Source organism: Kocuria sp. KD4, from assembly GCF_011769905.1.
Lineage (GTDB): Bacteria > Actinomycetota > Actinomycetes > Actinomycetales > Micrococcaceae > Kocuria > Kocuria marina.
This window is the reverse complement of sequence record NZ_CP050449.1, coordinates 411381-437043: the sequence shown is the minus strand read 5'-3', so window position 1 is coordinate 437043 and position 25663 is coordinate 411381. Positions and strand designations below refer to the sequence as shown.

The following is a 25663-nucleotide window of genomic DNA, read 5'->3' as shown; positions in this document are numbered from 1 at the left end:
TCTCGTTGTGCTGCTCCGCGCACGGGGGTCACGTGAACAACGCGTCCCCGATGAACCCACCCACTTCGCAACCCGGCGGGATAGCGAACACGGCGGATCCGATGGGCACGGTCCACGTGTTCAGCATGTCCAACTGCGCCAGCCGCCGCTGGATGGGCACGAACTGTTTCACGGGATCCGACTGGTAGGACGCGAAGATCAGCCCCGTGTTGGACACCCCGCCCCGGACGTCCCCGGAGCGGCTGTGCCCGGACGCATCACTCACCGCCAGATCGTAGTTGTACACCCTGCGGAAGATCTTCTCGTCCGGGTTGTCGCTGCGCGAACGCCGCACATGACTGTAGGACGAGATGACCGGGAATCCCAGGGGGCCCTTGGCCTCGAAGTCCGGTTCGTCGTGCTCGGCGGCGCCCGTCAACGGTGCGCCGTTCGACAACCGGCGCCCCAGCGAGTCCTCGCGCGCGGGGGTGTCGGCCTCGTCCCACGTGTCCAGGTTCATGTGGATCCGCCGGATCACCACGGATGTCCCGTTCTCGATCCACGGGGTGAACCCGCCCTGACCGTAGACGACCTTCTCGTGATCAGCCTCCCCCGGGTACGGGTTCACGGTGCCGTCCACCTGACCGAAGAGGTTGCGCGTGGTCTGACCGTCCGGGGTGGCGCCCACGGTGTTGCGGAACCCGTCCTGCACCCAGCGCACGGTCGCGAAGGACCGGATGTCCTTGAGCAGCACCCGCTGGGCGTGGGCCAGGGTCAGCTTGTCGTCGCAGCACAGCTGCAGCAACAGGTCCCCCTGATTCCACCGGTCCTGCAGTTTGTCGATCGTGAAAGCGGGCAAGGGCTTGAGCCATTGCGGGGCCCGGTCGGCGTCGATCACGGCCATGGCCCGCGGTCCGAAACCCACCGTGACGGTCAGCCGCGAGGGGTTCTGGGCGAGCCAGGGTTCCTGGTCGTTGACGGGGGCGGTGCCCTGCGTGAGGGCCGCGGCGTCGTCCGTGAGCACGCGCAGCAACCGCCGCAGTGCGTCCCGGTCCACGTCCCGGTGCAGGTCCAGGGCGATGAACACGCAGAACGCCTGCGGCAGCGTGGCCACGCCCGCCTGTCGTGGGCCGTGGAAAGCTTCGGTCCGCAGCCCGGGCCGTTGGCTGTCCTGTCCCGCCGCCGCGAGCCGGGGGTCCACGGCGCCGAGGGCCGCAGCGGAAACCGCCCCGAGTCCCGTGGCGCCGGCGCCGGCGACCGCGCCCGTGAGCAACGATCGCCGGCTCCACCCCGAAGCGGAAGGGCCCCGATCAGTGGTCATGACACGTGGGCAGTGCGCTCGAGGATGGGCTCGTGCTCATGCCCTCGTGCGACCCGTGGTCGTGGGCGGCATCCGACGACGACGAGTGTCCGGCCCCCGAGCCGTGCTCGCCTCCGTGGCCCGAGTGCTCGTCCTCGCCGGGCGCGTACCGCTCCTTCGCGCCCGTGAAGTCGCGCACCGGGACGGTGACGTCCCGGGTCCCGCTGTCGGTGCGAAGCTGCAGCGTGAGGTCACTACCGGCCTTGAGCGAGCACGTGAGCCCCATGAGCATGATGTGATTGCCGCCCGGCTTCAGGTCCAGGCTCTCCCCCGGTGCGAGGGTGAAGCCACCCTCCTTCTGCCGCATCTGTGTGGCGCCGGAGCCGCCGTCCGCCACGGTCTCGTGCAGCTCGACCGAGCGCGCGACGCCGTCCGCGCCCGCCCCGGTGAACGTGACCTCCTGCCCGGAGGTGTTCGTGAGCTTGCCGAACACGGCGGTCATCCCGGAGTCGGCCGCCTTGGCCCAGCCGTCGCTCAGTTCCAGGGGCGCAGCGGCGGTGCTGTGCGTCGCGGAGTCCGTCCCCGCGGGCGACGACGCCGCCTCCCCACCCTGCGCCGAGCACCCGCTCAGCGTAGCCAGGCCGAGGCCCAAGACGGCCACAGCGGCCAGCGCACGGCGCGGGGCGGGAACGGACGTGGTGTTCAGGTTGTAGTTCATATGTGAGTCCTTAGGAGTGAATCGTGCTCCGGCTCGCCCGTCCGCTGCGCGTGTCGTCGGACGCGGCGTCGAGAGACGCGGCACTGTGCCTACTCGACACCGGGCCCATGCCCGCTCGACAGACGGACTGTGCCCACTCGATGCCGGGGCCGCGGGCCGCGCCCTGAGTACCGGGGGTGCCAGAGCAACCGGTGTCATACGGACGGTGCTCGTCCGAGCGGCGGCGCGGTCACGTCCGTCGATCACATCGAGCCGGTATCGAGTCAGCGGTGGGCCGAGTCAGTGACGGGCCGCATCAGCGGCGCGCCGAGCGCTTGTCGAGCCGCATCCGCGGCGTGCCGGAACGCGTGAGCGCGGCGGCGGGAGCCTGACGGGAAAAGGATGATCCGGGCGGGCCGCCCAGATCAGGGAATCAGCGCTGCTTGGGGCGGGTGGCGAAGGCCAGGATCATCAGCAGCAGGACCAGCGCGATGGCGCCACCGGCCACGGGCAGTACCCAACTCGGGATGCCCGTGCCGCTCACGTCCTCCTGGGCTCCGTTCGCGTCCTGGGCCGCGCCCTGGGAGGCGTCCGCAGAGGCCACGGGGGCCGGGGACGCAGCGGTCGCGGCGCCGTCGCCCACGGTGTACGTGAACGTGCCCTCGATGGGGTGCCCGTCCTGGGAGACCACGCGCCACGTGACCGTGTAGGTCTCGTCCTCGCCCCCGCCCTCGCGCAGCGGCTGGGACACCGTGGTGTTCTGCGCGGCCAGCGTGCCGCGCGTCATGTCCGTGCCGTGGGAGTCGGTGACCCGGACCTCGCTGCCGATGTCTTGGATGTTCCCGGAGAACGTCAGTTCGAGCGCCGTGGGGGCCTTCTCGAGCTTCGCGCCGGCCTGCGGGTTGGTCCGCACGAGTTCGTCGTGGGCGCTCGCGGGCCCCGCCGTGGTGACGACCAGCGCGAGGGCCAGCAGCGCGGCGAACAGGGCCGCGAGCGACGTCGCCGAACGTTGCGAAAGGCGGGCGTGCGGCGCGGCCGACGACGTCGCGGTGTCACCCGTCCGCGCCGGGGTCCGCAGAGTGGGCTGGGGCTGATGTGGTGTTGAGTACGAAGGGTTCATGGGTGTTCTTTCCTGCGCCCTGGGGCGTGGGGGCCGCGAGGTGGGCTGCCGATGGATGCGATGGATGCTCGAGGCGACATCGGATCCAGGGGTGTCCCCGCCGATGCCTAGGCGAGGGCGGGCGGTCCGCGGTATCCGCAGACGGAGGAGAGCAGGAGCTGATCGGCCAGTGCGCGCGGCGAGGTCCAGGAGGTCCGCCGCGGCACGGCCGTGGTGACCGGGCGCAGGGCCAGGACAAGGATGCGCAGCACGCGCAGGGACACGGCGTCCAGGAGGCGGAACGCCGCGGTCTCGCCGTGGCGCAGCAGAGCGTAGGTGGCCACGGCCGCCACGGCGTGGGCGGCGAGCATGCCGCACCCGTGATGCGCCGCGGGCAACACCGAGATCACCACGGCGGGACCATCCGCCGTGGAGGCCGCGTGGTGGTGGGTGTAGTCGATCGCGTGGGCCATCCCGCCGGACTGGGCGTACAGGGTGTGCAGCAACGCCTGACTCAGCAGGACGCTACCGGCCACGCTCCAGCGTGAGAGCACCCGTCCCGCGAGCAGCATGCACAGCGGGGCCGCCAGACACATGGACAGCGCGATGATCAGCAGGGAGGGCCAGGTCCCGTCCACCGCGGCGTGCGAACCGGCCGCAAGCGTGGTGGCCAGGAAGGCGGCCACCCAGCCCCGGGCAAGTCGGCGCGCGCGAGGGGACACCGAACACCTCCGGGACTCACGGGGAAAGGATGGGATTCCATTATGCGCCACCGCGCGGGGAACCACGAACCCGGCGGCCCCGCGGAAGGGGTGGGGTGGCGCGCATGCGGAAGGGACCGTTCACGGAGTGAGTGAACGGTCCCTTCGAGCACCGGGTCCTGGGACCCGCTGGGCTTACCTCACTTGGAGGAAACAGCAGCCTTCAGCTTGGAGCCCGCAGTGAGCTTGACACCGTGTCCAGCCGGGATCTGGATGGCCTCGCCGGTCTGCGGGTTGCGACCCTGACGCGCGGCGCGGTCGGTGCGCTCCACGGAGAGCCAGCCGGGGATGGTGATCTTCTCGCCCTTGGAAACGGAGCTCTCGAAAACCTGGAACAGGGAGTCGAGAACGCCGTTGACGGCGGCCTGGGTGCTACCGGACTTCTCGGCAACCTCTGCAACGAGTTCGCTGCGGTTCATAGCCATGTGCTTGTCCTCCTGGACTGGGTTGGCATTCGCTGGGGAAGGGGCGACCGGGGGTCGGGTCCTTCCGGTGCAGAAATTACCAGCTGGACTTGTAGATACCGGGCAATTCGCCGCGGTGAGCCATGTCGCGGAAGCGCACGCGGGAGATCCCGAAGCGCTGGAAGGTGCCGCGGGGGCGACCGTCGATCTGGTCGCGGTTGCGCACGCGCACGGGGGAAGCGTTACGGGGGAGCTTCTGCAGACCCAGGCGGGCCTCCTCGCGAGCCTCGGGGGACGCGTTCTCGTCCACGAGGGTCTTCTTCAGTTCAGCGCGCTTGGCGGCATAACGCTCGACGACGACCTTGCGCTGCTCGTTCTTGGCGATCTTTGACTTCTTGGCCATGTCTCAGCGCTCCTCGCGGAAATCGACGTGCTTGCGGACCACCGGGTCGTACTTCTTCATGACGAGGCGATCGGGGTTGTTGCGGCGGTTCTTACGGGTGACGTAGGTGAACCCGGTACCGGCCGTGGACTTGAGCTTGATGATGGGACGTACGTCCTTGTCCTTGGCCATCTCAGATCTTCTCCCCACGTGCGATGAGTTCGTTGACCACGGCGTCGATGCCGCGCGCATCGATGACCTTGATGCCCTTGGCGCTCAGGTTGAGCGTGACGTTGCGACGCAACGAGGGCACCCAGTAACGCTTCTTCTGGATGTTCGGGTTCCACCGACGCTTGGTGCGGCGGTGCGAGTGCGAGATGCTGTGGCCAAAGCCCGGCTGGGCCCCGGTCACCTGGCAGTGCGCTGCCATAGTGTTCTCCTCCAATGTCCAATGTCGACGAAATGACGGCACGCATGGTCGCCGCCGAGCGGTTTCCCGCCGGCAGCCATAGCCAAGAGTGGTCCGCCACCTCAAGAAAATGCCACCGTTCGCGCGCCGGGCGTGATGGGTTTACCCCGCGGCAGTACCGGTCAGGGCACTCGCTACGACGAAGACGGTGAAGATCAAGGCGCCGGTAGATGGACTCCACCACACGACAGCCTTAGATTCTAGGCTTCTACGGACTCGCTCGCAAATCCGAAGGCGGAAACGGTGCGATTGCGCGCCCCTCGATCCTAGCCTCTGGCTCGCAACGGACCAACTCGTCCGCCCCGCCGTGACGGGCCCCACGAACGGCGCACCCAGGGGAGAATCCCTCCGGGAAGAGCCCCCGGAAAAGCCGCCGAAGAACACAACGGGAAACACGCGAGGGTGGCGGTCCGTCCATGACCCGGTCCGCCACCCCGACACGTTTTCTTCGGCCCCATCCCCTCACCCGGGAGATTAGGTAAGGCAATTCTTACCTAATCCCGCCGGCGGGGCAACCCCCTGACAGGATCGCGCCGGAGCGAGTGCTCAGAACTCGCCCGTGAACGGGTCCGCCACGTCCCGGTGTTCGGGCTGTTCCGGCGCCTTGGCCTTGGGATCCCGGCGATGCGTACCCAGCGCGCCGTTGACCACGTCCACGAGCGAATTGACCCGCTCGGACCCCGGGAGGGATTCGAGCATCACGGGCCGGCCATCCGAGTCCGCGAGCGGGACCCGCCAATTCGGGTACTCGTCGCTCGTGCCGGGCTGGTTCTGGATCCGCTTCTCCCCGACCGCGTCCACGAGGGAGACGTTGATCAACACGGACGGCGCGTCGCACAGGTAGCGGTGGATCGCCTCGATCCTGGCCTGCTCCCCCGGGTCCTCATCCCGGGGCAGATAGCCGGCATCCGTGACCGCGGTGAAGAAAGTGTCCAGCTGACGGCGTGCCTCCTCCCGCTCCTCCTCCGGCGAGCGCGCGAGCAGTCCCAGGTCCTCGCGCAGTTGCAGCTGCACGCCCTCGAGGTAGCCCGCCGTGGGCGGGAGGTCGTGGGTGTTCACGGAGGCCATGCACAGTTCGCGGTAGCGGGAGGGGTCCAGGGGAACGTCCCCGTCCATCTCGAACCACATGATGGAGGTTCCCAGCACGCCCTTGCGCTCCAGGAACTCGCGCACACTGTCCTCCACGGTGCCGAGGTCCTCACCCACGACCACCACGCCGGCGAGCTCGGCCTCGAGGGCCAGGACGCCCACCATGGCCTCGTGGTCGTAGTACACGTAGGTCCCGTCCGAGGCCTGGTTGCCATCGGGGATCCACCACAACCGGAAAAGTCCCGCCACGTGGTCGATCCGCACACCCCCGCCGTGACGGAAGATGTTGCCGAGCATCTGCCGCCACGGCCGGTACCCCGCCTCGGCGAGCTTGCGGGGATCCCACGGCGGCTGACTCCAGTCCTGGCCCAGCTGGTTGTACATGTCCGCGGGGGCACCCACGCTCACCCCGGGGGCCAGGACGTCCTGTAACGCCCAAGCGTCCGCGCCCTGCTTGTGCACCCCCACCGCGAGATCGTGCACCACACCGATGTCCATCCCGGCCCGGTACGCGGCACGCTGCGCGGCCTCGAGCTGCTCGTCGAGCAGCCACTGCAACCACACATGGAAACTGATCCGGTGGCGCAACCGGGTACGCGCCTCCTGGGCGTACGGCGCCTCCGGGGAACTTGCCTCGTCCCGCCACAGGGGTGAGTCCTCCCCGAGTTCCTCCCGCAGGGCGCACCACAGCGCGAAGTCCTGCAGGGGTTGCCCGGCATGCGCCACGAACGCCTCGAGCTGTTGCTGGCGGTAGGGCGAACGGCGCACGGTGAACAGCAGTTCGAGACTCTTCAGCTTCGCGGCGTAGGCGGAATCGCGGTCGATCGTGCTGGGGTCCAGCACGGCCTTGCGTTGCACCGCGGCGAGTTGGGCCACGACCTCACGGTCCCCGGGACGCAGGTACGGGAACTCCGCGACGTCGCTGATCCGCAGGTACAGCGGGTTGAAGAAGCGTCGGCTCGAGGGCAGGTACGGGGAGGGCTCCACGGGAGGCGTGGGTTCCGCGGCATGCAGGGGGTTGATGAGCACGTAGTCCGCGCCCTGCACACCGCTGATGGCGGCCAGGGACGCGAGGTCCGAGAGGTCCCCCACGCCCCACGAGCGGGAGGACATCACCGAGTACAGCTGGGCCATGTAGCCCCACCGGCGGCGCCCGCGCAGCCGGTCCGTGGTGCTGAGGCGCTGCGGGGTCACCGCCACGTCGATGCTATTGCGCTGCCCCGAGCCCGTCCGGGCCTCGAGACGGTACCAGCCCAGCGGGAGGTCTCGGGGCAGTTCGTAGGGCACGCGCTCGCGGACCGTGTCATCGACCTCGCGGGTCTCGGGAGCCACGTCGGGCGCCGGGTGCAGCTCGCGCACCGCGTCCGGATCGTCCTCGGGCCACAACCGCACCCGCACGGTGTCCCCCTGCGTGGTGGCCACGGGCACGATGGCCTCACACTGCTCCTCCGCGATCACCACGGGCGGCAGCAGCTCGAGCCACGGCGCCAGCTCGCGGTCGCGCAGACTGCGCCGCGCGGCGTCGTCGTCCGAGACGTCCGCGCCGAGTGCCGTGAGGACACGGCGCAGCGTCCGCTCCGGCACGGTCTCGACTCCCCCGTCGAAGCCCCGGTACTCGGTGGCCACCCCGTACTCGGTGGCCAAGCGCTGCACAGTCGTTTCCCCTGAAGTTCCTGCGTTCTCCGCCATGCCCCCACTCTAGCCAGCGGGGACGGGTCCCCTCGGTCGACGACGACGCCGCTGCCCACCGGGATCACGCCCGGAGCGCCGCGCGGACACGCCGGGGACACGTGGTTGACTGGGGGGCATGGATACCACCCTGCCCGGCCCGGGCCCGCACTGGCGCCCGCGCGCCGTCGTCTTCGACTGCGACGGCGTGCTCATGGACACCGAGAGCGCGTGGGCGCGTGTGCAGGCCCAGGTCGCCGAATCGTTCGGTGTGACGCTCGACGAGCGCGCGGGCACGTCCCTCATGGGGCTGTCCGCCGCGGACGTGGCCCGGGACATCTCGCGGCGCGCGGCAGCCGTGGCCGAGCAGCGGGACGAGCCCGCTCCCGGGTTCGACGCCGTGTACGAGCGGCTCGTGCGCACCGAGGAGGACGTGGTCGGTGAGGTCCTGGAACCGTTACCGGGCGCGATCGAGACCGTGCGGGCATGCGCCCAGCGGGTCCCGGTAGCCGTGGCGAGCAACTCCACCCGCGGGATCCTGGATCGGAAGATGCACGCGATCGGCCTCGCGGACGTTGTCGTGACGTGGGTCAGCGCGCAGGACGTACCCCGCGGCAAACCCGCCCCGGACATCTATGAGGAGGCCGCGCGGCGCCTGGGAGTGGAGCCCGCGGACGCGCTCGCGGTCGAGGACTCCCCCGCGGGCACCGCAGCCGCGGTCGCCGCGGGACTGTGGGTGCTGGGAGTGCCCCACGGCCACGACGAACCCATCACGTCCCACTTCCGGGCGGAGTCGCTGGCCGACCCCGCGGTCGGGGACATGCTGCGGGTGTGGGGACTGCCGCTGTAGGTGCGGGGAGTCCGCAGCTGGGCCCGCTGGACGGACCCCGCGGCGGATCAGCTGTTCCAGAGGCCGTAGGTCTCCGCGAGTTCCGAGACCTTCTTGGCGCGCGCGAGGCGCGGGAGGTAGGAACCGTCCGCACCGGCGTGACCGGACTCGGCCTGCTCGATCATCTCACGGGCCCAGCGGATCTCCTGATCGCTCGGGGCCAACGCGTGATTGATGCCGTCCGTCTGGTCCGGGTTCAGGCACAGCTTGCCCGTCATGCCCATGGACTGCGTGACCTTGCACGCGGCCTCGAGCTCCGCCCCGGACACCCCGTTGGTGGGGCCGTCGATGGGACCGGGCAGCTCACCCACCCGCGACGCCGTGACCAGGGTCGAGCGCGCGAACGCCAGGGCCATGGGGTCCCCCGAGGCACCGGTGTCACGGCGGAAGTCGCCCACACCGAACGCGAGCCGGAACACGCCCGGGGCGCGCGCGATGTCGTACGCGTTCATGAGGCCCACGGCGGACTCGATCAGTGCGACCACAGGGATTCCCGCGTGGCTCATCATGGCGGTCTTGGTGATGTGGTCCGGGTGCTCGGTCTTGGCGAGCACGATGCCCCGCAGGTTGTCGACCTCATTCAGCGCGGCCAGGTCCTTCTCCCAGTGCGGGGTGGTGATGTCGTTGATCCGCACCCATGCGCTCACGCCCTGGTGCATGGCCTCCATCATGTCCTCACGGGCGCGGTCCTTGTCCTCCTCCGGCACCGCGTCCTCGATGTCCAGGATCACGGAGTCCGCTTCCGAGGCCAGCGCGGGCGCGAACAGCGACGTGTCCGCCGCGGACGTCAGCAACCACGAGCGGGAGAGTCGCGCGGGAAGTGCAGCGGCGCGTTGGTTACGGTACGGGGCCATGGGTCTCCTGGGGAAGTGGGTGGGATCGGTCTGGGAGCGTTCGGGGCGGCTCGTCGCACCCCGCGGGACGACGGCGTCAGGGCGCGATTCGTAACCGTGGGATCGGGGTGTCGTCCGGGACCGCGACGAGCGCCCATCGGGTGCGGTACGGCGGCGGTGCCGCGCGGGTGAAGTCACCCGACACGCGACATCAACCCTAGTACGAGGGGCCATCGAGCGCCGTCGGGCCGGGGCACAAAAGCCCCCGCCGGGGGTTTGTGGGGATCCCACGAGGATGCGCGAACCACCCCGGCGTCGCGCGATGAGAAGCGACCTCCGTACGGCATGGCGTACCCCCGGTGAGGGCGCTCAACACCACACGGGCGCACGCGGCACCGCGCGGCCCCCGGACGGGTCCTGCGCATCGTCCGGGGGCCGCGTGAGGTGATCAGGAGGCGAGCGGGGTGTGGTCCGGGTCCACTCGCTCGTCGTCCCGCACGGGACCCGATGCCGTGGCACCGGGGGCGAACGGGGAGCCGCCCAGCGACTCGCGACCGTGGGGGCTCGTCCAGTTCTCCAGGGACGGGCCGAGCGGCACGATGCCGGACGGGTTGATGTCCCGGTGCACGACGAAGTAGTGCTCCTTGATCTGCTGGAAGTCCACGGTGTCACCGAAGCCCGGGGTCTGGAACAGATCGCGCGCGTAACCCCACAGGTTGGGCATCTCCGTGAGCTTGTTCCGGGACGCCTTGAAGTGGCTCACGTACACCGGGTCGAAACGTGCGAGGGTGGTGAACAAGCGCACGTCCGCCTCGGTGATGTGATCGCCCATGAGGTAGCGCTGGCCGGAGAGCCGTTCCTCGACCCAGTCCATGGCCGTCCACAACCGCTCGTACGCAGACTCGTAGGCCTCCTGCGAGCCCGCGAAACCGCAGCGGTACACACCGTTGTTGATCTCGGTGTAGATGCGGTGCATCACCTCGCGCATCTCGGGCACGAGCTCCTCGGGCCACAGATCGGGGGCGCCCTCCCGGTGGAACTGCTTCCACTCGGTACTGAAGTCCTCGGTGATCTGCGGGAAGTTATTGGTCACCACTTGGCCCGTGGGGATGTCCACGATGGCCGGCACCGTAATCCCCCGGGGGTAGTCCGGGAAACGCTTGAAGTAGTTCTCCTGCAGCCGCTCGGTGCCCAGCACGGGGTCGCGCCCATCCGGGTCCAGGTCGAAACGCCACGAACGGGAATCGTGCGTGGGTCCGGGCAGGCCCACCGAGATGGCGTCCTCCAGGCCCAGCAGGCGGCGCACGATCAGCGTGCGGTTGGCCCACGGGCACGCCCGCGCGGCCACCAACCGGTACCGACCGGCCTCCACGGGCCACGCCCGGGCGCCTTCGGCCAGTTCCGCGTGCTCCGGGTCCGCCACGATGCGGTCCTCGATGTAGGTGGTGTCGCGGTTGTACTCCTCGCCCTCGTGGACGTAGGCCCCGGCGGTGGAGTAGCGCCCGTCCTCGGCCTGTTCGATGTTCTGGGTCGTGGAATCCAACATGCTGTACCTTCCGTGAATATATTTTGATGATACGTCACCAATCCTCGAGTGGGGTAGCCCCGGGGTGCCCTGGACCGCGCGGAGGACTCGCGCGGAGGGCTACAGTGGCCCTGTCGAAACACCCCGCGTGAGCCCGTTGTCCCCTCACCCGAGAACTTGCCCATGACTTCTGCCCCACACCCACGGGACGAGCACGACCCGTCCGATTCCCCCTCCCAGGACGCACCGTCACGCGGCGGCGCGCGGTCACCCGTGCCCGCTCCCCGCGAACGCCCGACCTACGGCATCCGCACCACGGGTCCCGGGGATGCGCAGGGTCCCGGGGGCCCGCAGGGTTCCGCTGACCGGGACACCCAGTCTGCTTCGGGCGGAACGACGGCGCCCGGCTCGGCCGCCTCCCCCGGCTCCCCGACCGCGGCGCCGTCCACTGGGTCCCCGTCCGCCGCGACCCCGCGCCTGGCTGCGTCCCCGTCAGCGGAGGCCCGCGCGGCGTCGTCGCGTGCGGCGCGGCGCATGGGCCGCGGGCTGTCCTTCACCGTGGTCCTGCTGGGGCTGCTCGTCGGCCTCGGTCTGATCGCGCAGGGCGCGTGGCTCGGCTGGGTCATCGGGGCGGTCCTCACGGTGGCCGGGGTCGCGGGGTACGCGCTCGTGCAGACCCGGGCGCTGCCGATCTTCCGGGATCCCACGCAACCCGTGCGCCGTGCGTGGTCCAAGCTGTGGCTGATCCCTGCGGCCCTGCTGCTCCTGGGCCTCGGCTGCATCGCCACGGCCTTCGTAGTCCCCTCGTGGCTCGGGCCCTCCGTGCCCGCGGACCTGCTGGACGACTACATCCTGGCGTTCATCGTGGGTGGGATGACCATGATCGTGGGTGCCGGGCTCGGTTTCGGCCTCGTGGCCACGTCCCGGCTCACCCGGCCCGACGACGACGATTCGCCCCTTCGTCCCACGGACTACGCCGAGCGACTGCGTGACCGGGACCGGCGGGACGAAGGCAACTATTACGATTCGGACTGGATCAGACACGACCCCCGGGACTGACACCCCCGCCCACCCGCCAGCCCCCGCCCCGCGCGGCGCACCACGAGGAAACACCCATGGACAGCACGACCGGCACTCGGCACACGCCGTGGCTCAGCGACACCGAGGACCGGGTGTGGCGCTGCTTCCTGACCCTGTCCCGCAGCATGGAGCGCGCGGTGGACCGGCAGCTGCAACGTGACAGCGCACTGTCCGGATCCGAGTACGAGGTCCTCGTCCCGCTGTCCGAGAGCGACTCGGGGGAACTGCCTTCGCGTGAATTGCTCCGGGAACTGGGCTGGGAACGCTCGCGGTTGTCCCACATGCTCTCCCGTATGGAACGGCGGGACATGATCTGCCGCTCCCCCAGCCCCACCGATGCCCGCGGACTCGTGGTGGGGATCACCGAGCACGGGCGCGAGGTCATCGCGCGCGCGGCCCCCGCCCACCTGGAGATGGTGCGTGCCGCGTTCATGGACCGGCTCAGCGAGGAGGAACAGACGGCCCTGGTGAGCATCGCGGACAAGGTGTTGCCGCGCTTGCGGTCCATGGATCTCGCCTGACGGACCTTCGAGCCGTGGTCCTCGCGGTGGACCCCGGGGCTTGCTGCGGCCGACGCGTCCAGCGGGTTTCCACGAAAAAAGCCCGTTAACAGGGGACGGGTCCTGCCACTTGGGGGATCGGCAGGACCCGTCGGACATCCCGAATCTGGGGGAGATCGGGACGCCGGCCAGCCGGGGGATCATCCGGGCGCGTATTTGGGGGGATGCGCCCGGGCCACTTCGGCCGACAACAAGATTTTATGCAGCAACTACATTGATACGCAAGTAAAGCTACTGATGATCCCGGGAATCGACGAGGACCCCCGGAAATCCGGGGGTCCTCTGCATCACAAGGAGACTTATTTCGTTATATTCACATGCTTTGTATTGTCCCCCGGTCAGGCGTGATAGTCCACGCTTGTTTCCCTCCGAGGTTCGGCACCCTTGGCCGGTGCAACTGGCCGCTGCCGGCGACCCACCTCCAGCTGGCATCGCTGACCGATGCCACCGGTGGGCACGCCAACGAAAGCACCCCACCGCCGTGCGCGAACACGGGGTCGGGGTGCGCCGTCGTAACGGGACCGAGCGAAAGACTCAGCGGCTCTCGCCTTCCTTGGCGAGCACGTAGTCGTACTGAACCTCGTTGCCGGAGCCGTCTGCGCGCTCCTGCACGTCCAGCATGAGCTCGGGCTTCACAGCCGAGGCGATGTCGTCCTCGTTGTGCGGGTCACCCGGGAAGTAGAGCTGCTGGGTGACCAGCTGGTAGCCGGGAGCGGAGACCTTGATGTGGATGTGCGCGGGGCGCCACGCGTGCCAACCGGCGGCGGCGATCAGCTGACCGCACGCACCGTCCGTGGGGATCTGGTACGGAGCGGGCTGCATGGTGTGGATCTCGAAGTGCCCGTTCTCGTCCGCCTTGACGGTGCCGCGGAAGAGCCACTCGGGCATGTCCGGCGCGTACTGGGAGTAGAACCCGGCGGCGTCGGCGTGCCAGATCTCCACCTGGGCGTCCTTGATGGGGTTGCCGTCGGTGTCGGTGAAGTCACCGTGGAACAGCAGCGGGGTGCCCTCCTCATCCTCGCGCATCTCGAGCGTGGCAGGGGTCTGCAGTTCGGGGGCGTTCGACACGTAGTAGGGGCCCTCGATGGTGCCCACGGTGCCCGGGCGCTCCTTGGAGTTGACGTCCTCCACGGTGTGCTCGAGCCACACGTCCAGGAACAGCGGCCACTCACCATCCGTGCCCACCTTGATGAGCCAGGCCTTCAGGGCGTTGTACTCCTCATAGGTGACCTCGTGCTCTTCCACGATGTCATTGGCAGCCTTGATGAGCGCACCCGCGAGCAGCGAGACGCGCTCCTTGGGGACGTCGAGCTTGGACTTCTTGCCGGAAGCGGCGAAACGCTCGGTGGCCTTGGTACCGGCTTCGACGGCGGTGCCCTGGCTCTCCTTGAGGTGTGCGGCGAAAGGGTTGTCAGTCATGGTGACCTCCACGGTTCTCATAGCAGATGGGGACGCCCGGGGGTGATAGCAGCTGCCCCTCGCTCCGCGCTCCGGACCCGTCGATCGGATCCCTGGCCGGATGGCGAACGTGAGGCACGAAACTGCAATCCGTGACGTCCGTCTCAGATTAATGCGGCGAATCTATATTCAACAAATATTCAATCGAGTGTTACTTATTCTATAACGTGAACAAATGCCCCCAGGTTCAGCCTAAAGTTCCCTTTGATGTGAGTGGGATCACCCTCCACCAGCATGAGGGATACGCACCTGCTGGTTCACCTGCGGGATCGCGCCCCTCAGGCCCCTCGGTCCCGCACCCGCACCACCTCGTCGGCTGACGTCGGCGCCCAATGTTCAAGGAGTTACGCCATGACCGAGACCCTGAGCCGTTTGCACGAAGTCCTCGACGGCGCCGTCGAGGACGACCGCGCGGAGGGGATCATCCGCGCCAAGCGCGAGATCTTCACCGACGCCGAGATCTTCGAGCTCGAGATGAAGCACATCTTCGAGGGCAACTGGGTGTACCTGGCCCACGACTCGCAGATCCCCAACGTGGGCGACTACTCCGCCACGTACATCGGCCGTCAGCCCATCGTGATCTCCGGGAGATGAACGGTGAACTGCACGCCCTGATCAACGCGTGCGCCCACCGCGGTGCCATGCTGTGCCGCCGCAAGACCGACAACCGCACCACGTTCACCTGCCCGTTGCACGGCTGGACGTTCCGCAACTCCGGTGAGCTGCTCAAGGTCAAGGACTCCCGCGGCGCCGGCTACCCGGAGAACTTCAACAAGGACGGCTCCCACGACCTCACCACGGCAGCCCGTTTCGAGAACTACAAGGGCTTCCTGTTCGGATCGCTGAACCCGGATGTCCTACCCCTCGAGGAGCACCTGGGTGACGCCACCAAAATGATCGACTTCATCGTGGAGCAGTCCCCGGAGGGCCTCGAGGTGCTGCGTGGCGCGTCCACCTACACCTACGACGGCAACTGGAAGGTGCAGATGGAGAACGACGCGGACGGTTACCACGTGACCGCCACGCACTGGAACTACGCCGCCACCACCTCCCGCCGTGCCGCGGGTGACTCGACCAACAGCACCAAGGCCATGGACGCCGGCAAGTGGGGCAAGGCCAAGGGCGGGTTCTGCTCGTTCGAGCACGGCCACCTGCTGCTGTGGCAGGAATGGGGCAACCCCCAGGACCGTCCCCTGTGAGACCGCCGCGAGGAGCTCGTGGAGAAGTACGGCGAGGAGATGGCTAACTTCATGATCAACATCTCCCGCAACCTGTGCCTGTACCCGAACGTGTACCTCATGGACCAGTTCTCCCCCCAGATCCGTCACGTGCGCCCCATCGCCGTGGACAAGACCGAGGTCACCATCTACTGCATCGCTTCCAAGGGTGAGTCGGATAAGTCCCGCGCCCACCGGATCCGCCAGTACGAGGACTTCTTCAACGCCACCGGTATGGCCACCCCGGACGATCTCGAGGAGTTCCGCTCCTGCCAGAAGACGTACCAGGCCACCTCCGCGCCGTGGAACGACATGAGCCGCGGCATGGCCCACGAGATCAAGGGCCCGGACGAGCAGGCCACCGCGCTCGGCGTGACCAACGTCCTGGCCTCCGGCGTGCGCACCGAGGACGAGGGCCTGTACCCCGTCCAGCACGGCTACTGGAAGCAGGTCATGGACAAGGCCGTGAGCGAACTCGACGCCGAGGAAGCCGCGGCCGGGATCTATGCCAAGTTCGGCATCTATTCCCGCGGCGAGCTCGCGGCCCTGTACCGAAGCAGGAATGACGGGCCCTGCTGGGCCGGGAGTCGAGAGCCGGGACGACCCCGGTGTCGCCACCCGCCCACGACCGCACGCAGGATGCGGCCCGCCCACCCCGCTCCGCGCGAGGGACGGGGGCGGACCGCCTCAGCGGGCCCGGTAGTAGGCGAGCTTGTCCTCGTCGATCACGGTGCCGACCCCGGGGACGTCCCGCACGTGGATCTTCCCGTCCACGATCCGCAGGGGCTCGGCCAACAGGTCGTCCGCCATGTCCAGGAAGTTGGACAGCTCCCCCGCGCGCTTGGACGTGTGGGAGAAGGCCGCGCCGAAGGTCACGGACGCGATGGTCCCCACCTGGGTGTCGATCTGGTTGCCCACGTAGACGTCCACGCCCAGGCCCTCCGCGAGACCCACTATCTTGGTGGCCTCGGTGAAGCCCGAGCGCGCGGTCTTGATCGCGAGCAGGTTCGCTCCCCCGCTCAGCAGCTCCTTGGCCGCCGTGCCCAGGTTCGGGGCGGACTCGTCCGCGGCAATCGGGATGGGCGAGGTGCTCACGAGGCGACGTCGGCCCATGACTTCCCGAGCGTCGTCGGGCTCCTCGAGGAACTCCATGCCGAGGTCCGCGGTGAGGCGCAGGACCTCGGAGGCCTCGTTGGCGCTCCACCCGCGGTTGGCGTCCATGTAGATCCGCGCCTCGGGACCCAGGCCCTCGCGCAGCACGCGGGCGGCCTCGACGTCGAGCGAGACGGGGTGGCGCCCCGTCTTGAGCTTGAAGGTGGTGATCCCGTAGGTCTCCCGGAACTCCAGGGCGATCTCGAGCAGCTGTTCCGCGGGCTTGAACCCCAGCATGTGGGAGACGCTCATGTGGTCGGTGTACCCGCCCAGCAGCGTGGACACGGGTTGTCCGAGCAGCTGGCCGATCGCGTCCCACACGGCGATGTCCACCGCGCCCTTGGCGGTCTGGTTGTGGAAGGTGCGGTCCATGACGGTCTGCATCCGCTCCCGGGCGAAGGCGTCCAGACCGCTGAGCTGCGGGGAGAAGATGTCCTCGATCACCGCCACGATGGACTTCTGGGTCTCACCGTAGGTGTACGGCCGGGGCGGGGTGTCCGCGGTGCCCACGATGCCCTCGTCCGTGTGCACCCGCACGAGGACGTGGTCCGCTTCCGTCACGGAACCCGAGGCGAAGTGCAGGGGGTGCACATAGGGGATCGAGTAGGGGATCGCCTCGATGCGGGTGATGTTCATGGTCGCCTTTCTTGAGCGGGTGGTGCTCGGGTCAGTCGTGGTCAGTGACGTCCATGACGAGGTTCAGGAAATTGCCCAGCAGGGCCGAGCGGTCGTCCCGCCGCCAGGCCACGGCCATCTCGGTCACGGGGGAATCCTCGAGGCCCGCGTAGAGCACGCCCTCGAGCTGCAGCGCCCGTACGGACTCGGGGACCACGGCGATCCCGCTGCTGGCCGCGACAAACGAGAGCATGGTGGAGGTCTCGTGGGTGACCTGCGCGATGCGCAGCTGGAAGCCCGCCCGGCGGCACATCTCGGACACGGTGCGGTGCACGGCCGATCCCGGCGGGTAGGACACGAAGTTCTGCTCCTGCAGTTCGTTCGCCGCCACGGGCCGCCCGGACGCCAGGGGGCTGTCGCTGGGCATGGCCACCACGAGCTTCTCCCGGCCCACGATCCGGTACTCGATGTCCTGGGATGCCACGGGAGGGCGCAGGATCGCGGCGTCGAGCGTGTGGTCCCGCAGTCCTGCCTCCATGGCTGGCGTCAACATCTCGCCCTGCAGGGTGAGGGAGACTCCGGGCAGCTGCTCCTTGGCGTGGCGCACGAGCCGCGGCATGACACTGTAGGTGGCCGAGCCAGAGAAGCCCACGCGCAGCACCCCGGTGGCGCCGTTGCCCACCTGGTAGACGTCCGCCTTGAGCGTCTCCACCTCGTTGATGATCTGGCGTCCGCGGTCCAGCAGCTCCTGTCCGGCCGGGGTCAGGTCCACGCGCCGGGTCGTGCGGTCCAGCAGTTTGACGCCGAGCTGTTCCTCGAGCTGACGGATCTGTTGCGACAACGGCGGTTGCGCCATGTGCAAGCGTTTGGCGGCACGGCCGAAGTGCCGCTCCTCCGCCACTGCGATGAAGTAGTTGAGTTGTCGAAGCTCCATGGTTCTCCCCGGTCCCCGTCCGCCACCTTGATATGGAGTTTATCCATAATCACAGGGATTAGAAATAGATATTGTCAGAATTCGACGACGCCGAAGTGCACACCGGCGGAAGCCGGGATGCCCTGGAATACGCGCAGCAGGATGAGCAGGATCGCACCCCACGAACCGATGCTCGCGGAGGACGGGATCAGCCCGATCAGCGTGGAGCCGATACCCATGACGAACATGGGCAGGATGAGCATCTTCTTCCGGACCAGTTTGTCCCCGAAGTGACCGAAGATCGCACCGCCCAGGGGCCGCGCGAGGTAGCCCGCGGCGAACGTCCCGTAGGAGGCGATCACACCGGCCACCGGGTCCAGGTCCTGGAAGAACACGTGCGGGAACACCAGCGCGGAGGCGGAGAGCAGGAAGTCGTAGTATTCGGTGGTGGAGCCCAGGTAGCTGGAGAGGATCACGCGGCGCGCTTTCCTGTCCTGCGGCCTGCGATCCATGGACCGCAGCTCGGTCCCCGGGGCGGTGGTTGATGACATGGTGGTTCCTCGGGATCAGGCGCGTTCGCGTAGGACGTTCTTCTGGATCTTGCCCGTGGTGCGCGGCAGTTCGGCCACGACCTCCACCCGGGTGCGAAGCTTGTAGGTAGCCAGCCCCTCGCGCAGCCGGGTGAGGATCTCGTTCCCGCTCAGCTCGGGGGCGTCCTCGAACAGCACGACGAACGCGCGGCCGGTCTCGCCCCAACGCCCGTCCGGCACACCGATCACGGCCGCTTCCTGGATCTCCTCGAGACCCGGCAGGGCGTTCTCCACCTCGGCGGGGTACACGTTCTCCCCGCCCGAGATGTACATGTCCTTCATGCGGTCCTTGACGTAGAGGTACCCGTCCTCGTCCTCCACGGCGATGCCCCCGGAGTCACCACGTCCGGGGTGCGGAACTGACGGTGGATGATGATGGTCCCGCCCAGCATGAATGTGGGCAGCGTCATCATGGTCAGCCCGGCAATGTGGAACAGGGGCGCCACGGCCAGGTGGTCCTCGTCCTGGCGCGGGTCCTGACCGATCAGGGTGTTGACGTACTGGTAGAAGAGGTTGTCCGGTGCGTGAGCGTGGCACCCTCGGGCCGGCCCGTGGTCCCGGACGTGTACATGATCAGGGCCAGGTCGTCCTGCTCCACCGGTTCGTCCACGAGCTCCTCGGAACCGGAGGCCAGGAACCGCTCGTACTCCTCCCCGGGTCCGCCGCCGTCCATACTCACCCAGGAGCGCACGCCGGTCAGTTCGGCCTCCAGACCCGCAGCATTCTCGCGTTGGTCCTGCCCGAAGACCACGGTGGTGGCACCGCAGTCGCCCAGAATGTACTCCACTTCCGCCTGCCGCAGCCGGGGGTTCACCAGGACTGCGGCCGCCCCGATCGATCCCGCGGCGAAGAACGTCTCCAGCAGGGCGGGGTGGTTGAACCCCATGTAGGCCACCCGGCCCCCGTGGTGCCCGCCCGTTCGGCAGGAGTTGTTCCGACCGAGCTGATCCCGGCCGATGAGGTGTCAGGAGTCCAACAGGTTGTTCTTGATGATGTCCTGCTTGACCGCTCGCCGCAGGGTCTTACCGAGCATCGTGCGGGGCAGGTCGTCCATGGCCACGATCCGGCGCGGCACCTTGTAGCGGGTGACCTTGTCGTAGCAGTGCTTGCGCAGGGCGTCCTCATCTAGGGTGACCCCGGATTCCAGCACGACCGCCGCAACCACGGTCTCGTTGCCGTCGTCGTTGGGGATGCCCACCACGGCCGCGTCCGCGACACTGTCGTGCAGTTTCAGGGCGGTCTCCACCTCGGAGGGGGCCACGTTGAAGCCGCCGGTGATCACCACTTCCTTGATCCGGTCCACCACGCGCAGGAAGCCGTCCTGGTCCACCGTCACGATGTCACCGGTGCGCAGCCAGCCGTCCCCCGTGAACAGTTTCGCGGTCTCCTCGGGGCGCTTCCAGTAGCCCTGCGTGACCTGGGGGCCCTTGACCAGCAGCTCACCCTCCGCGTCCACGGGAACGTCCTCACCCGTCTCCGGATCCACCATGCGCACGTCCGTGCTGGGGAAGGGGATGCCGATCGAACCCGAACGGCGGTGCTCGTTGAGGGGGTTGCACGCGACCAACGGGGAGCACTCGGTGAGGCCGTAGCCTTCAATCAGCACCCCGCCCGTGGCGTCCTCCCACGTCTCGACCAGGGGCACGGGCAAGGTCATGGCTCCGGACACCGCCACCCGGATGCCGGTGAGATCCTTCCCCTGCTCAGCGGCGGCGTCGAGCACCTTCTGGTACACGGGCGGGACGGCCGGCAGCACCGTGGGCATGCTCTTCTTCATGGCCCGCAGGATGAGGTCCGCGCGCACGGTGGGGAACAGGACGAGCTTAGCGCCCAGGGACATCGCGAACGTGACACCCAGGGTCAGCCCGAAGGCGTGGAACAGGGGCAGCACGCCGTAGACGACCTCGTCGGACGAGCTGTCCAACCAGTGCTGGCCCATCACGGCGTTGGACTCCAGGTTGCGGTGGCTCAGCATGGCGCCCTTGGGCAGGCCCGTGGTCCCGGACGTGTACTGCAGCAGGGCGATGTCCGTGGCCGCGGGCCGGGGGTGGTCCTCACGGATCGGGTCGGAGTCCACGAGGGACTTCCACGCGATGGTCCCCGGGGCCGGCTGGGTGAGCTCTCGGCGCTGCTCGGCGAGCTTCTTGAGGGGCAGGCGCAGTCCCACGCGCATCATCGTGGGCATGCTCGCGGTGATGTCCACGGCCACGACGTGCTCGACGGCCAGGTCCTTGGGCATCCCGGTGATCCTCGCGGCGACCTTGTCCCACGCGATCACCACGCGCGCACCGTGGTCCTCGAACTGGTGGCGCAGTTCCGGGGTCGTGTACAGCGGGTTGTGTTCCACCACGATGGCCCCGAGCCGCAGGGCGGCGTAGAAGGCCACGATGTGCTGGGGGCAGTTGGGCAGCACGATGGCCACGCGGTCCCCGGCCTGCACGCCCAGCAGCCGCAGTCCTTCCGCGACCCGTCGCACCTGGTCACCGAGCTGCGCGTACGTCATTCCCGCGCCGAAGAACTCGACCGCCGTCTTCGCGCCGTGGCGGGCCACCGATTTCTCGAGCATGTGCACCAGGGAGGTCTCGGGCAGCTCCAGGTCTCGGGGAACGCCGGGGTCGTAGCTCGCCGTCCACGGGCGGGTCGCCAGGAAGTCTCGGGAATTCGTCTCAGCCATGTCAGCGAGGCTACCGTCCCGCCCGGCCCGCCGCGGGACATTCGCCCGCGTCCCACGACGACGTCGCACCCGGCGCCCCGGACCCGTCCCACGGACCCGGTCTCGATAGACTTCTGGGGACCCGCCACCGGAATCCCCGCCGAATCGAGGCCCTCCATGTCCCCCTCCACCGCTCGCGATCCTCTCGATGACGGCAACGCACCCTGGACCGAGCCGACCTCCCGGGTGAGCCCCGCCGGCGATGCCCAGGCCACGCGCCCCCTCCCCCGTCCCGGGGTCCGGCACGACGACGCCGCGGCCGGCGACACCGCCGCCCTGCCGTCGGTCTCCCCGTACGACGACGTCCGCTCCCCCGCCCGGGACACGGCACCGCGCACGGGACGCACCGGCGTCGCCTCCGGACGCCTGCACCCGCGGGACGAGCGCTCCGGCAACACGGACCCCGTGGGCGACGACCACCTCACACCCCCGAGCGAGCGGATCTCGGCCGAGGCCGCGTGGGACTCCATGCGCCCCGCGGTGCGCCCGGAGGGCTCCACCACCGCGGCCCGGCCCACAGTGGAGGAACTGCGGCGGCGGCAGCGCCAGCACTTCGGCGGTATGCAACTGATCCCCGGGGTGTTGGGACTGCTCACGGCCATCTCACTGGGTGGCCTGTTGCTCACGCTCGCCGGACTGCTGGGACCCCAGCTGGGCCTGGACGTGACCCGGGGAGCGGGCGATACCCTGGCCCGGGCATGGCAGGCGCCGGGGGCGGCGCAGTCGTGGATCGCCGTCGCCGTCCTGGGCGTCGTGGAACTGCTCTCGATGATCGCGGGAGGGTACGTGGCCGGGCGCATGGCGCGCTTCTCGGGGGTCGCCCAGGGCGCGAGCGTGTGGCTGTGGTCCCTGCTGGCGCGCGCCGTCGCCTCGGTCGTGGTGTTGCTGTGGGCCGACGCCGCCACGGCGGCCGGTCCCCGCTGGGTCGCGCAGGAGCTGATCGGGAGCGATGTGGGAATGGGTCTCATCGCGCTCTCGGGTCTCGTGCTGCTGGGACTCGCGGGCGCGGTCCTGGGCGGGGTGTGGGGCATGCGCTACCACCGTAAAGTGGACGCCTGGACGGTTTCGAATGCAATAAGCTAGTAGACTTCCGTTCTGTCGAGGGCCTGGGCTGGGTCCTCACTGGGGAGTACGGAGGAACTTTCTATGCCTTCAACACTCGTCGCCGTAGTCGACGATCATGAAGTGGTCCGTGAAGGCGTGCGTCTGGTGTCCATGACATCGCTCGCGGACGTCAAGCTCGTGGGATCATCGGATTCCGTGTCCACCCTGTTGGACCAGTTGGGCCGGGACCCGGAGAATCCCGCCCTCACCGCGCAGGGCTCGAAACGCATCGAGTGCGACGTCGTCCTGCTGGACCTGTCCCTGGCGGACAAGTCACGCCCGGCGGGCAACGTGGAACGGTTGCGCAGCGCCGGGATGAAGGTGCTGATCTTCAGCATCGGCGAGAACGCCGGGTTGATCCGCGAGGCGCTGCGCGCCGGCGCCCTGGGGTTGGTGCGCAAATCGGACCCGCTCGAGCACGCCATCGAGGAGGCGCGGGCGATTGCGGACGGCAAACCCGTGATCACCAAAGAACTGGCCGCGGCCATCGACGGGGACGTCGAGTTCTCCCGCGCCGCCCTGTCCCCGCGCGAACGCGAGACCCTGCGCCTGTACGCCTCCGGGTTCGCCCAGGTGCAGGTCGCCCGCCGCATGGGGATCAAGCAGTCCGCGGTGAAGACCAACATCGACCGGATCCGTGAGAAGTACGCGCGGATCGGGCGCCCGGCCCCCACCAAGATCGACCTGCGGATCCGCGCGATCGAGGACGGTCTCGTGGACCCCGAGGACGACGTGACGAGCGCCGAGAAGAAGCTGTGATTCCCCCACCGGACACCCCGTGATCTTGCTGGGGAGGCCACCGGAGGGCCGGGCCCGCTCCTACCGGACGGTCAACACACGGTTGCGGTGGAAGCGCTTCTTCGCGACCACCGCCCCGGACGAGCTCGGGCTGAACACCTACCGCGCCCACTGGTTCGCGATGATCGGCTTCGGCGTGTTCGCCGTGACCCATCTGATCGAGGCGCTGCCCATCTTCGCGCAACAGCAGCACTCCCTCCACGGGTGGTACACGATCTTCCTGTTGGCGCTCGCGGTGCTCACCGGCCTCACCCTGTTCTACGGGTTGCGTCATTCCGTGCGCCCCTGGGTGTTCCTGGCCTACACGGCCGTGGTCTCCGCGGCCATCCTGGCCCTGCCGCTCGCGTGGACGGGTGAGCCCATGCCCCAGAACCCCTGGATCTCGGGGTTCATCATCCTGGCGGTGGGAGCGGCGGCGGTGCTGTGGAGCCCCACAGCCGCCATCCTGTACATGATCATGAACGAGGGCGTGTACGCCCTGATCTCCGCCCTGCTCATCACCGCGGAGCCCATCCCGGAGTCATGGCTCACGGCGGGACTCTCCCGCATGGTGTTCAGCCTCATGCTCGTGGTGGTCCTCACCGTCGGCAAGCACGGTGTCGAGCGCATGGACATCGCCTACGCCGAGGCCTTGTCGCAGACGCTCGCGCTGCGGCGCAGCCGTTCGGAGACCGCCGACCAGGAGCGGATCGACCGGTTGATCCACGACAACGTGATGGCCGCCCTGCTGGACGCGTCCCGCACCCGGGGTGTCCTACCCAAGCGCACGCGCCAGCTCGCCGCACGGGCCCTGGACATCCTGGCCGAGGAGTCCGACCGCTCCTCCGCGAACCACACCGTGATGGTCCACGTGCTCATGGACGAGCTCATGGAGGCCCTCGCCCCGTGGCGCGCACGTGTGCGATTCACCAACCTGCGGGCGCCCATGCGGCCCGTGGGCGAACCGCGGGTGTTCGTCCCCGCGGACGTGGCGCACGGTTTGACCCAGGCCGTGACGGAAGCGGTGTCCAACAGCGCCCGGCACTCGGGCAGTGAGTACACGACCGTGTCGATGGAGGGTGAGCTGTGCCCCGCCAGCGGGACCAATCCCGAGGGCTTCTTCCTGCGGTTCACGATCAGTGACGACGGCCGGGGCTTCAACTACCACGACGTCCCCAACCGGCGGCTCGGGGTGCGCGTGTCCATCGTGGAGAACCTTGAGTCCATCGGCGGACGAGTGTCCCTGGACACCGCACCGGGGCGTGGGACGCGTGTGACGCTGGTGTGGCCCAAGGATGTGACGGCATGAGCGGGTCCACGCGCGCGGTCTTCGCCCACCGCTACATGCGCTTCATCCTGCTGGCGGCATTCTGCGCACCCTTCGTGGCCACCGTGGGCTACCTCCAGGATTCCATCCGACCCGAGCAGTTGGCCGTGTCCGTGGTGAACTACGCGCTGGCCGGGTCCATCATCGCGCTACCCCGCTGGGACGGTTCCCAGTTCCCCCTGATCCCCACCGCGTTGACGTCCGTCCTGTTCCTGGCGGCCGCCCAGCAGGGCTACGCCGCGACCCCTGTGACGCTGCAGGCGGGACAGACCCCGTGGTTCCATCTCGGGTTTATCGCCCTGTTGTTCGGCCTGGGGATGCGACGCCGCCCCGGCTGGGCCTTCGCGGTGTGGCTCGGTGTCACGGTGTTGTCCGTGAGCCGGTGGCCCGTGGTCAACGGGGTGATCATGCCCATCGAGGCATATCACGTGGTGGGCATCGCCGTGGTGCTCGTGACGTGGATGGTCGAGCGGCAGTACGACTTCTTCATGCGGCGCAGACAGGACACCCAGCGCCTACTGGCCACCGCGCGCAGCCGCGACGAGGCCGAGAAGGGGATGCGCTACGCCTCCAACCGGCGGGTGGACGAGGTCCGCCGGTTGGCCGGTGGGCTGCTGGAGCAGATCGCCAAGGATTCCTCCGAGGTGACCGACTACGACGTCCAGCAGTTCCGCCTCACCGAGGCCCAACTGCGGGACAGCATCCGCGGTCGCTCCATCGCGACGCCCTACATCCTGGAGCTCACCCGCGCGGCACGTGCCCGGGGGATCACCGTGGACATCCTGGACGAGCGCGGCAGTGCTCCGTCGCCCGAGGTTCTGGAAGCCACCACACAGCAGCTCTCGGCGATCCTCGCGGACGCCCGCTCCGGCGCCGTGACCGTGCGGGCCCTGCCCCCGGGTGACCCCACCGCGGTGTTCATCGTCCACGACTCCCAGGACCCGGACGCCGATCCCGTGGCCGTGGAGATCGCAGACGGCACGGGGGCCGTTTCCGTTTTCTGAGCCCGGATGCCTCGAGCGTGCATTCCGCATGACGACGCCACGGCGCTGCGTCTCCCGG

26 protein-coding genes and 1 pseudogene are annotated in these 25663 nt (G+C 68.7%); 9 read left to right on the top strand and 18 right to left on the bottom strand.

Annotated features, from left to right (window positions below; genetic code table 11):
• Nucleotides 1-28: 28 nt before the first annotated feature.
• From HBK84_RS01975 to malQ, 9 genes are all read right to left on the bottom strand, one after another.
• Nucleotides 29-1300 carry a Dyp-type peroxidase gene (locus tag HBK84_RS01975; RefSeq protein ID WP_167318060.1) on the bottom strand — a complete coding sequence of 424 codons (1272 nt, stop codon included), beginning with the start codon at nt 1298-1300 and terminating at the stop codon, nt 29-31.
• Entirely contained in the window at nt 1290-1997 is a 708-nt protein-coding gene (locus tag HBK84_RS01970; RefSeq protein ID WP_167318059.1) for a copper chaperone PCu(A)C, read from the bottom strand. Before HBK84_RS01970 ends, HBK84_RS01975 begins: the two co-directional genes overlap by 11 nt.
• A 412-nt stretch (nt 1998-2409) precedes the next feature.
• Nucleotides 2410-3096: a copper resistance CopC family protein gene (locus tag HBK84_RS01965; protein WP_167318058.1), complete on the bottom strand. Its 687-nt coding sequence runs from the start codon at nt 3094-3096 to the stop codon at nt 2410-2412.
• Nucleotides 3097-3203: 107 nt separating this feature from the next.
• Nucleotides 3204-3797: a hypothetical protein gene (locus HBK84_RS01960; RefSeq protein WP_167318057.1), complete on the bottom strand. Its 594-nt coding sequence runs from the start codon at nt 3795-3797 to the stop codon at nt 3204-3206.
• A 179-nt stretch (nt 3798-3976) separates the two neighbouring features.
• On the bottom strand, nt 3977-4261 hold the full coding sequence (locus HBK84_RS01955; RefSeq protein WP_064847404.1) for an HU family DNA-binding protein: 285 nt from the start codon (nt 4259-4261) through the stop codon (nt 3977-3979).
• A 76-nt stretch (nt 4262-4337) separates the two neighbouring features.
• Entirely contained in the window at nt 4338-4643 is a 306-nt protein-coding gene (gene rpsN, locus HBK84_RS01950) for a 30S ribosomal protein S14 (RefSeq protein ID WP_167318056.1), read from the bottom strand.
• A gap of 3 nt (nt 4644-4646) precedes the next feature.
• Complete coding sequence (gene rpmG, locus HBK84_RS01945; protein ID WP_012397435.1) at nt 4647-4814, bottom strand: 50S ribosomal protein L33; 168 nt, start codon at nt 4812-4814, stop codon at nt 4647-4649.
• Nucleotide 4815: 1 nt separating this feature from the next.
• Nucleotides 4816-5052 (bottom strand): 50S ribosomal protein L28, encoded by a 237-nt coding sequence (rpmB, locus tag HBK84_RS01940; RefSeq protein WP_012397434.1) that lies wholly within the window; start codon nt 5050-5052, stop codon nt 4816-4818.
• A gap of 585 nt (nt 5053-5637) precedes the next feature.
• A complete protein-coding gene (gene malQ, locus HBK84_RS01935; protein WP_167318055.1) occupies nt 5638-7869 on the bottom strand; it encodes a 4-alpha-glucanotransferase in 2232 nt (743 codons plus the stop codon).
• A 118-nt stretch (nt 7870-7987) separates the two neighbouring features.
• Between malQ and HBK84_RS01930 the strand changes: the two genes are divergently transcribed.
• A complete protein-coding gene (locus HBK84_RS01930; RefSeq protein ID WP_167318054.1) occupies nt 7988-8698 on the top strand; it encodes an HAD family phosphatase in 711 nt (236 codons plus the stop codon).
• A 47-nt stretch (nt 8699-8745) separates the two neighbouring features.
• Here HBK84_RS01930 and HBK84_RS01925 read toward each other — a convergent pair whose 3' ends face one another.
• Together HBK84_RS01925 and HBK84_RS01920 are read right to left on the bottom strand one after the other, a co-directional pair.
• Complete coding sequence (locus HBK84_RS01925) at nt 8746-9591, bottom strand: CoA ester lyase (protein ID WP_167318053.1); 846 nt, start codon at nt 9589-9591, stop codon at nt 8746-8748.
• A gap of 427 nt (nt 9592-10018) precedes the next feature.
• Nucleotides 10019-11116, bottom strand: a complete 1098-nt coding sequence (locus HBK84_RS01920; RefSeq protein ID WP_064847409.1) for a glutathione S-transferase family protein — start codon at nt 11114-11116, stop codon at nt 10019-10021.
• Nucleotides 11117-11278: 162 nt separating this feature from the next.
• On the opposite strand from HBK84_RS01920, the gene HBK84_RS12615 reads away from it, so the two are divergent.
• Together HBK84_RS12615 and HBK84_RS01910 are read left to right on the top strand one after the other, a co-directional pair.
• On the top strand, nt 11279-12154 hold the full coding sequence (locus HBK84_RS12615; protein WP_206069179.1) for a hypothetical protein: 876 nt from the start codon (nt 11279-11281) through the stop codon (nt 12152-12154).
• A gap of 56 nt (nt 12155-12210) precedes the next feature.
• Nucleotides 12211-12696, top strand: a complete 486-nt coding sequence (locus HBK84_RS01910; protein WP_167318052.1) for a MarR family winged helix-turn-helix transcriptional regulator — start codon at nt 12211-12213, stop codon at nt 12694-12696.
• 573 nt (nt 12697-13269) lie between these two features.
• Here the strand turns inward: HBK84_RS01910 and catA are convergent.
• Nucleotides 13270-14154 carry a catechol 1,2-dioxygenase gene (gene catA / locus HBK84_RS01905; RefSeq protein ID WP_206398661.1) on the bottom strand — a complete coding sequence of 295 codons (885 nt, stop codon included), beginning with the start codon at nt 14152-14154 and terminating at the stop codon, nt 13270-13272.
• A gap of 390 nt (nt 14155-14544) precedes the next feature.
• Between catA and HBK84_RS13060 the strand changes: the two genes are divergently transcribed.
• Together HBK84_RS13060 and HBK84_RS13055 are read left to right on the top strand one after the other, a co-directional pair.
• Nucleotides 14545-14787, top strand: coding sequence for a hypothetical protein (locus HBK84_RS13060; RefSeq protein ID WP_305047378.1), 243 nt, complete (start codon nt 14545-14547; stop codon nt 14785-14787).
• Nucleotides 14784-15392, top strand: coding sequence for a Rieske 2Fe-2S domain-containing protein (locus HBK84_RS13055; RefSeq protein WP_305047377.1), 609 nt, complete (start codon nt 14784-14786; stop codon nt 15390-15392). Before HBK84_RS13060 ends, HBK84_RS13055 begins: the two co-directional genes overlap by 4 nt.
• 705 nt (nt 15393-16097) lie before the next feature.
• Here HBK84_RS13055 and HBK84_RS01895 read toward each other — a convergent pair.
• The 6 genes and pseudogenes from HBK84_RS01895 to HBK84_RS01870 all read right to left on the bottom strand — a co-directional run bounded on the left by HBK84_RS01895 (nt 16098) and on the right by HBK84_RS01870 (nt 21354).
• Nucleotides 16098-17198 carry a mandelate racemase/muconate lactonizing enzyme family protein gene (locus HBK84_RS01895; protein WP_035964038.1) on the bottom strand — a complete coding sequence of 367 codons (1101 nt, stop codon included), beginning with the start codon at nt 17196-17198 and terminating at the stop codon, nt 16098-16100.
• 31 nt (nt 17199-17229) lie between these two features.
• Nucleotides 17230-18111, bottom strand: a complete 882-nt coding sequence (locus HBK84_RS01890) for a LysR family transcriptional regulator (protein WP_144997197.1) — start codon at nt 18109-18111, stop codon at nt 17230-17232.
• A gap of 116 nt (nt 18112-18227) precedes the next feature.
• Nucleotides 18228-18602 (bottom strand): annotated as a pseudogene (locus HBK84_RS01885) (MFS transporter); the annotation flags it as partial.
• 54 nt (nt 18603-18656) lie between these two features.
• Nucleotides 18657-19001: a hypothetical protein gene (locus HBK84_RS01880; protein ID WP_035964035.1), complete on the bottom strand. Its 345-nt coding sequence runs from the start codon at nt 18999-19001 to the stop codon at nt 18657-18659.
• A gap of 163 nt (nt 19002-19164) precedes the next feature.
• Nucleotides 19165-19566: an AMP-binding protein gene (locus HBK84_RS01875; protein ID WP_035964034.1), complete on the bottom strand. Its 402-nt coding sequence runs from the start codon at nt 19564-19566 to the stop codon at nt 19165-19167.
• Between the two features lie 78 nt (nt 19567-19644).
• Nucleotides 19645-21354 carry a long-chain-fatty-acid--CoA ligase gene (locus tag HBK84_RS01870; RefSeq protein ID WP_167318049.1) on the bottom strand — a complete coding sequence of 570 codons (1710 nt, stop codon included), beginning with the start codon at nt 21352-21354 and terminating at the stop codon, nt 19645-19647.
• 156 nt (nt 21355-21510) lie between these two features.
• Between HBK84_RS01870 and HBK84_RS13030 the strand changes: the two genes are divergently transcribed.
• The 4 genes from HBK84_RS13030 to HBK84_RS01850 all read left to right on the top strand — a co-directional run bounded on the left by HBK84_RS13030 (nt 21511) and on the right by HBK84_RS01850 (nt 25605).
• Nucleotides 21511-22476: a TIGR04086 family membrane protein gene (locus HBK84_RS13030; RefSeq protein ID WP_167318048.1), complete on the top strand. Its 966-nt coding sequence runs from the start codon at nt 21511-21513 to the stop codon at nt 22474-22476.
• Nucleotides 22477-22539: 63 nt separating this feature from the next.
• Entirely contained in the window at nt 22540-23256 is a 717-nt protein-coding gene (locus tag HBK84_RS01860; protein ID WP_085106122.1) for a response regulator transcription factor, read from the top strand.
• Between the two features lie 19 nt (nt 23257-23275).
• Complete coding sequence (locus HBK84_RS01855; RefSeq protein ID WP_240919060.1) at nt 23276-24583, top strand: sensor histidine kinase; 1308 nt, start codon at nt 23276-23278, stop codon at nt 24581-24583.
• Nucleotides 24580-25605, top strand: coding sequence for a hypothetical protein (locus HBK84_RS01850; protein WP_167318047.1), 1026 nt, complete (start codon nt 24580-24582; stop codon nt 25603-25605). Before HBK84_RS01855 ends, HBK84_RS01850 begins: the two co-directional genes overlap by 4 nt.
• Nucleotides 25606-25663 lie beyond the last annotated feature (58 nt).

Coding starts and splice junctions, on each gene's coding strand:
- HBK84_RS01910 (WP_167318052.1), top strand. CDS start 12,211: ATGGACAGCACGACCGGCACTCGGCACACGCCGTGGCTCAGCGACACC.
- HBK84_RS13030 (WP_167318048.1), top strand. CDS start 21,511: ATGTCCCCCTCCACCGCTCGCGATCCTCTCGATGACGGCAACGCACCC.
- HBK84_RS01975 (WP_167318060.1), bottom strand. CDS start 1,300: ATGACCACTGATCGGGGCCCTTCCGCTTCGGGGTGGAGCCGGCGATCG.
- HBK84_RS01965 (WP_167318058.1), bottom strand. CDS start 3,096: ATGAACCCTTCGTACTCAACACCACATCAGCCCCAGCCCACTCTGCGG.
- HBK84_RS01930 (WP_167318054.1), top strand. CDS start 7,988: ATGGATACCACCCTGCCCGGCCCGGGCCCGCACTGGCGCCCGCGCGCC.
- HBK84_RS01860 (WP_085106122.1), top strand. CDS start 22,540: ATGCCTTCAACACTCGTCGCCGTAGTCGACGATCATGAAGTGGTCCGT.
- HBK84_RS01920 (WP_064847409.1), bottom strand. CDS start 11,116: ATGTTGGATTCCACGACCCAGAACATCGAACAGGCCGAGGACGGGCGC.
- HBK84_RS01875 (WP_035964034.1), bottom strand. CDS start 19,566: ATGGGGTTCAACCACCCCGCCCTGCTGGAGACGTTCTTCGCCGCGGGA.
- rpmG (WP_012397435.1), bottom strand. CDS start 4,814: ATGGCCAAGGACAAGGACGTACGTCCCATCATCAAGCTCAAGTCCACG.
- HBK84_RS01925 (WP_167318053.1), bottom strand. CDS start 9,591: ATGGCCCCGTACCGTAACCAACGCGCCGCTGCACTTCCCGCGCGACTC.
- HBK84_RS01870 (WP_167318049.1), bottom strand. CDS start 21,354: ATGGCTGAGACGAATTCCCGAGACTTCCTGGCGACCCGCCCGTGGACG.
- HBK84_RS01955 (WP_064847404.1), bottom strand. CDS start 4,261: ATGGCTATGAACCGCAGCGAACTCGTTGCAGAGGTTGCCGAGAAGTCC.
- HBK84_RS01970 (WP_167318059.1), bottom strand. CDS start 1,997: ATGAACTACAACCTGAACACCACGTCCGTTCCCGCCCCGCGCCGTGCG.
- HBK84_RS01850 (WP_167318047.1), top strand. CDS start 24,580: ATGAGCGGGTCCACGCGCGCGGTCTTCGCCCACCGCTACATGCGCTTC.
- HBK84_RS01890 (WP_144997197.1), bottom strand. CDS start 18,111: ATGGAGCTTCGACAACTCAACTACTTCATCGCAGTGGCGGAGGAGCGG.
- rpmB (WP_012397434.1), bottom strand. CDS start 5,052: ATGGCAGCGCACTGCCAGGTGACCGGGGCCCAGCCGGGCTTTGGCCAC.
- HBK84_RS01895 (WP_035964038.1), bottom strand. CDS start 17,198: ATGAACATCACCCGCATCGAGGCGATCCCCTACTCGATCCCCTATGTG.
- catA (WP_206398661.1), bottom strand. CDS start 14,154: ATGACTGACAACCCTTTCGCCGCACACCTCAAGGAGAGCCAGGGCACC.
- HBK84_RS13055 (WP_305047377.1), top strand. CDS start 14,784: ATGAACGGTGAACTGCACGCCCTGATCAACGCGTGCGCCCACCGCGGT.
- HBK84_RS12615 (WP_206069179.1), top strand. CDS start 11,279: ATGACTTCTGCCCCACACCCACGGGACGAGCACGACCCGTCCGATTCC.
- malQ (WP_167318055.1), bottom strand. CDS start 7,869: ATGGCGGAGAACGCAGGAACTTCAGGGGAAACGACTGTGCAGCGCTTG.
- rpsN (WP_167318056.1), bottom strand. CDS start 4,643: ATGGCCAAGAAGTCAAAGATCGCCAAGAACGAGCAGCGCAAGGTCGTC.
- HBK84_RS13060 (WP_305047378.1), top strand. CDS start 14,545: ATGACCGAGACCCTGAGCCGTTTGCACGAAGTCCTCGACGGCGCCGTC.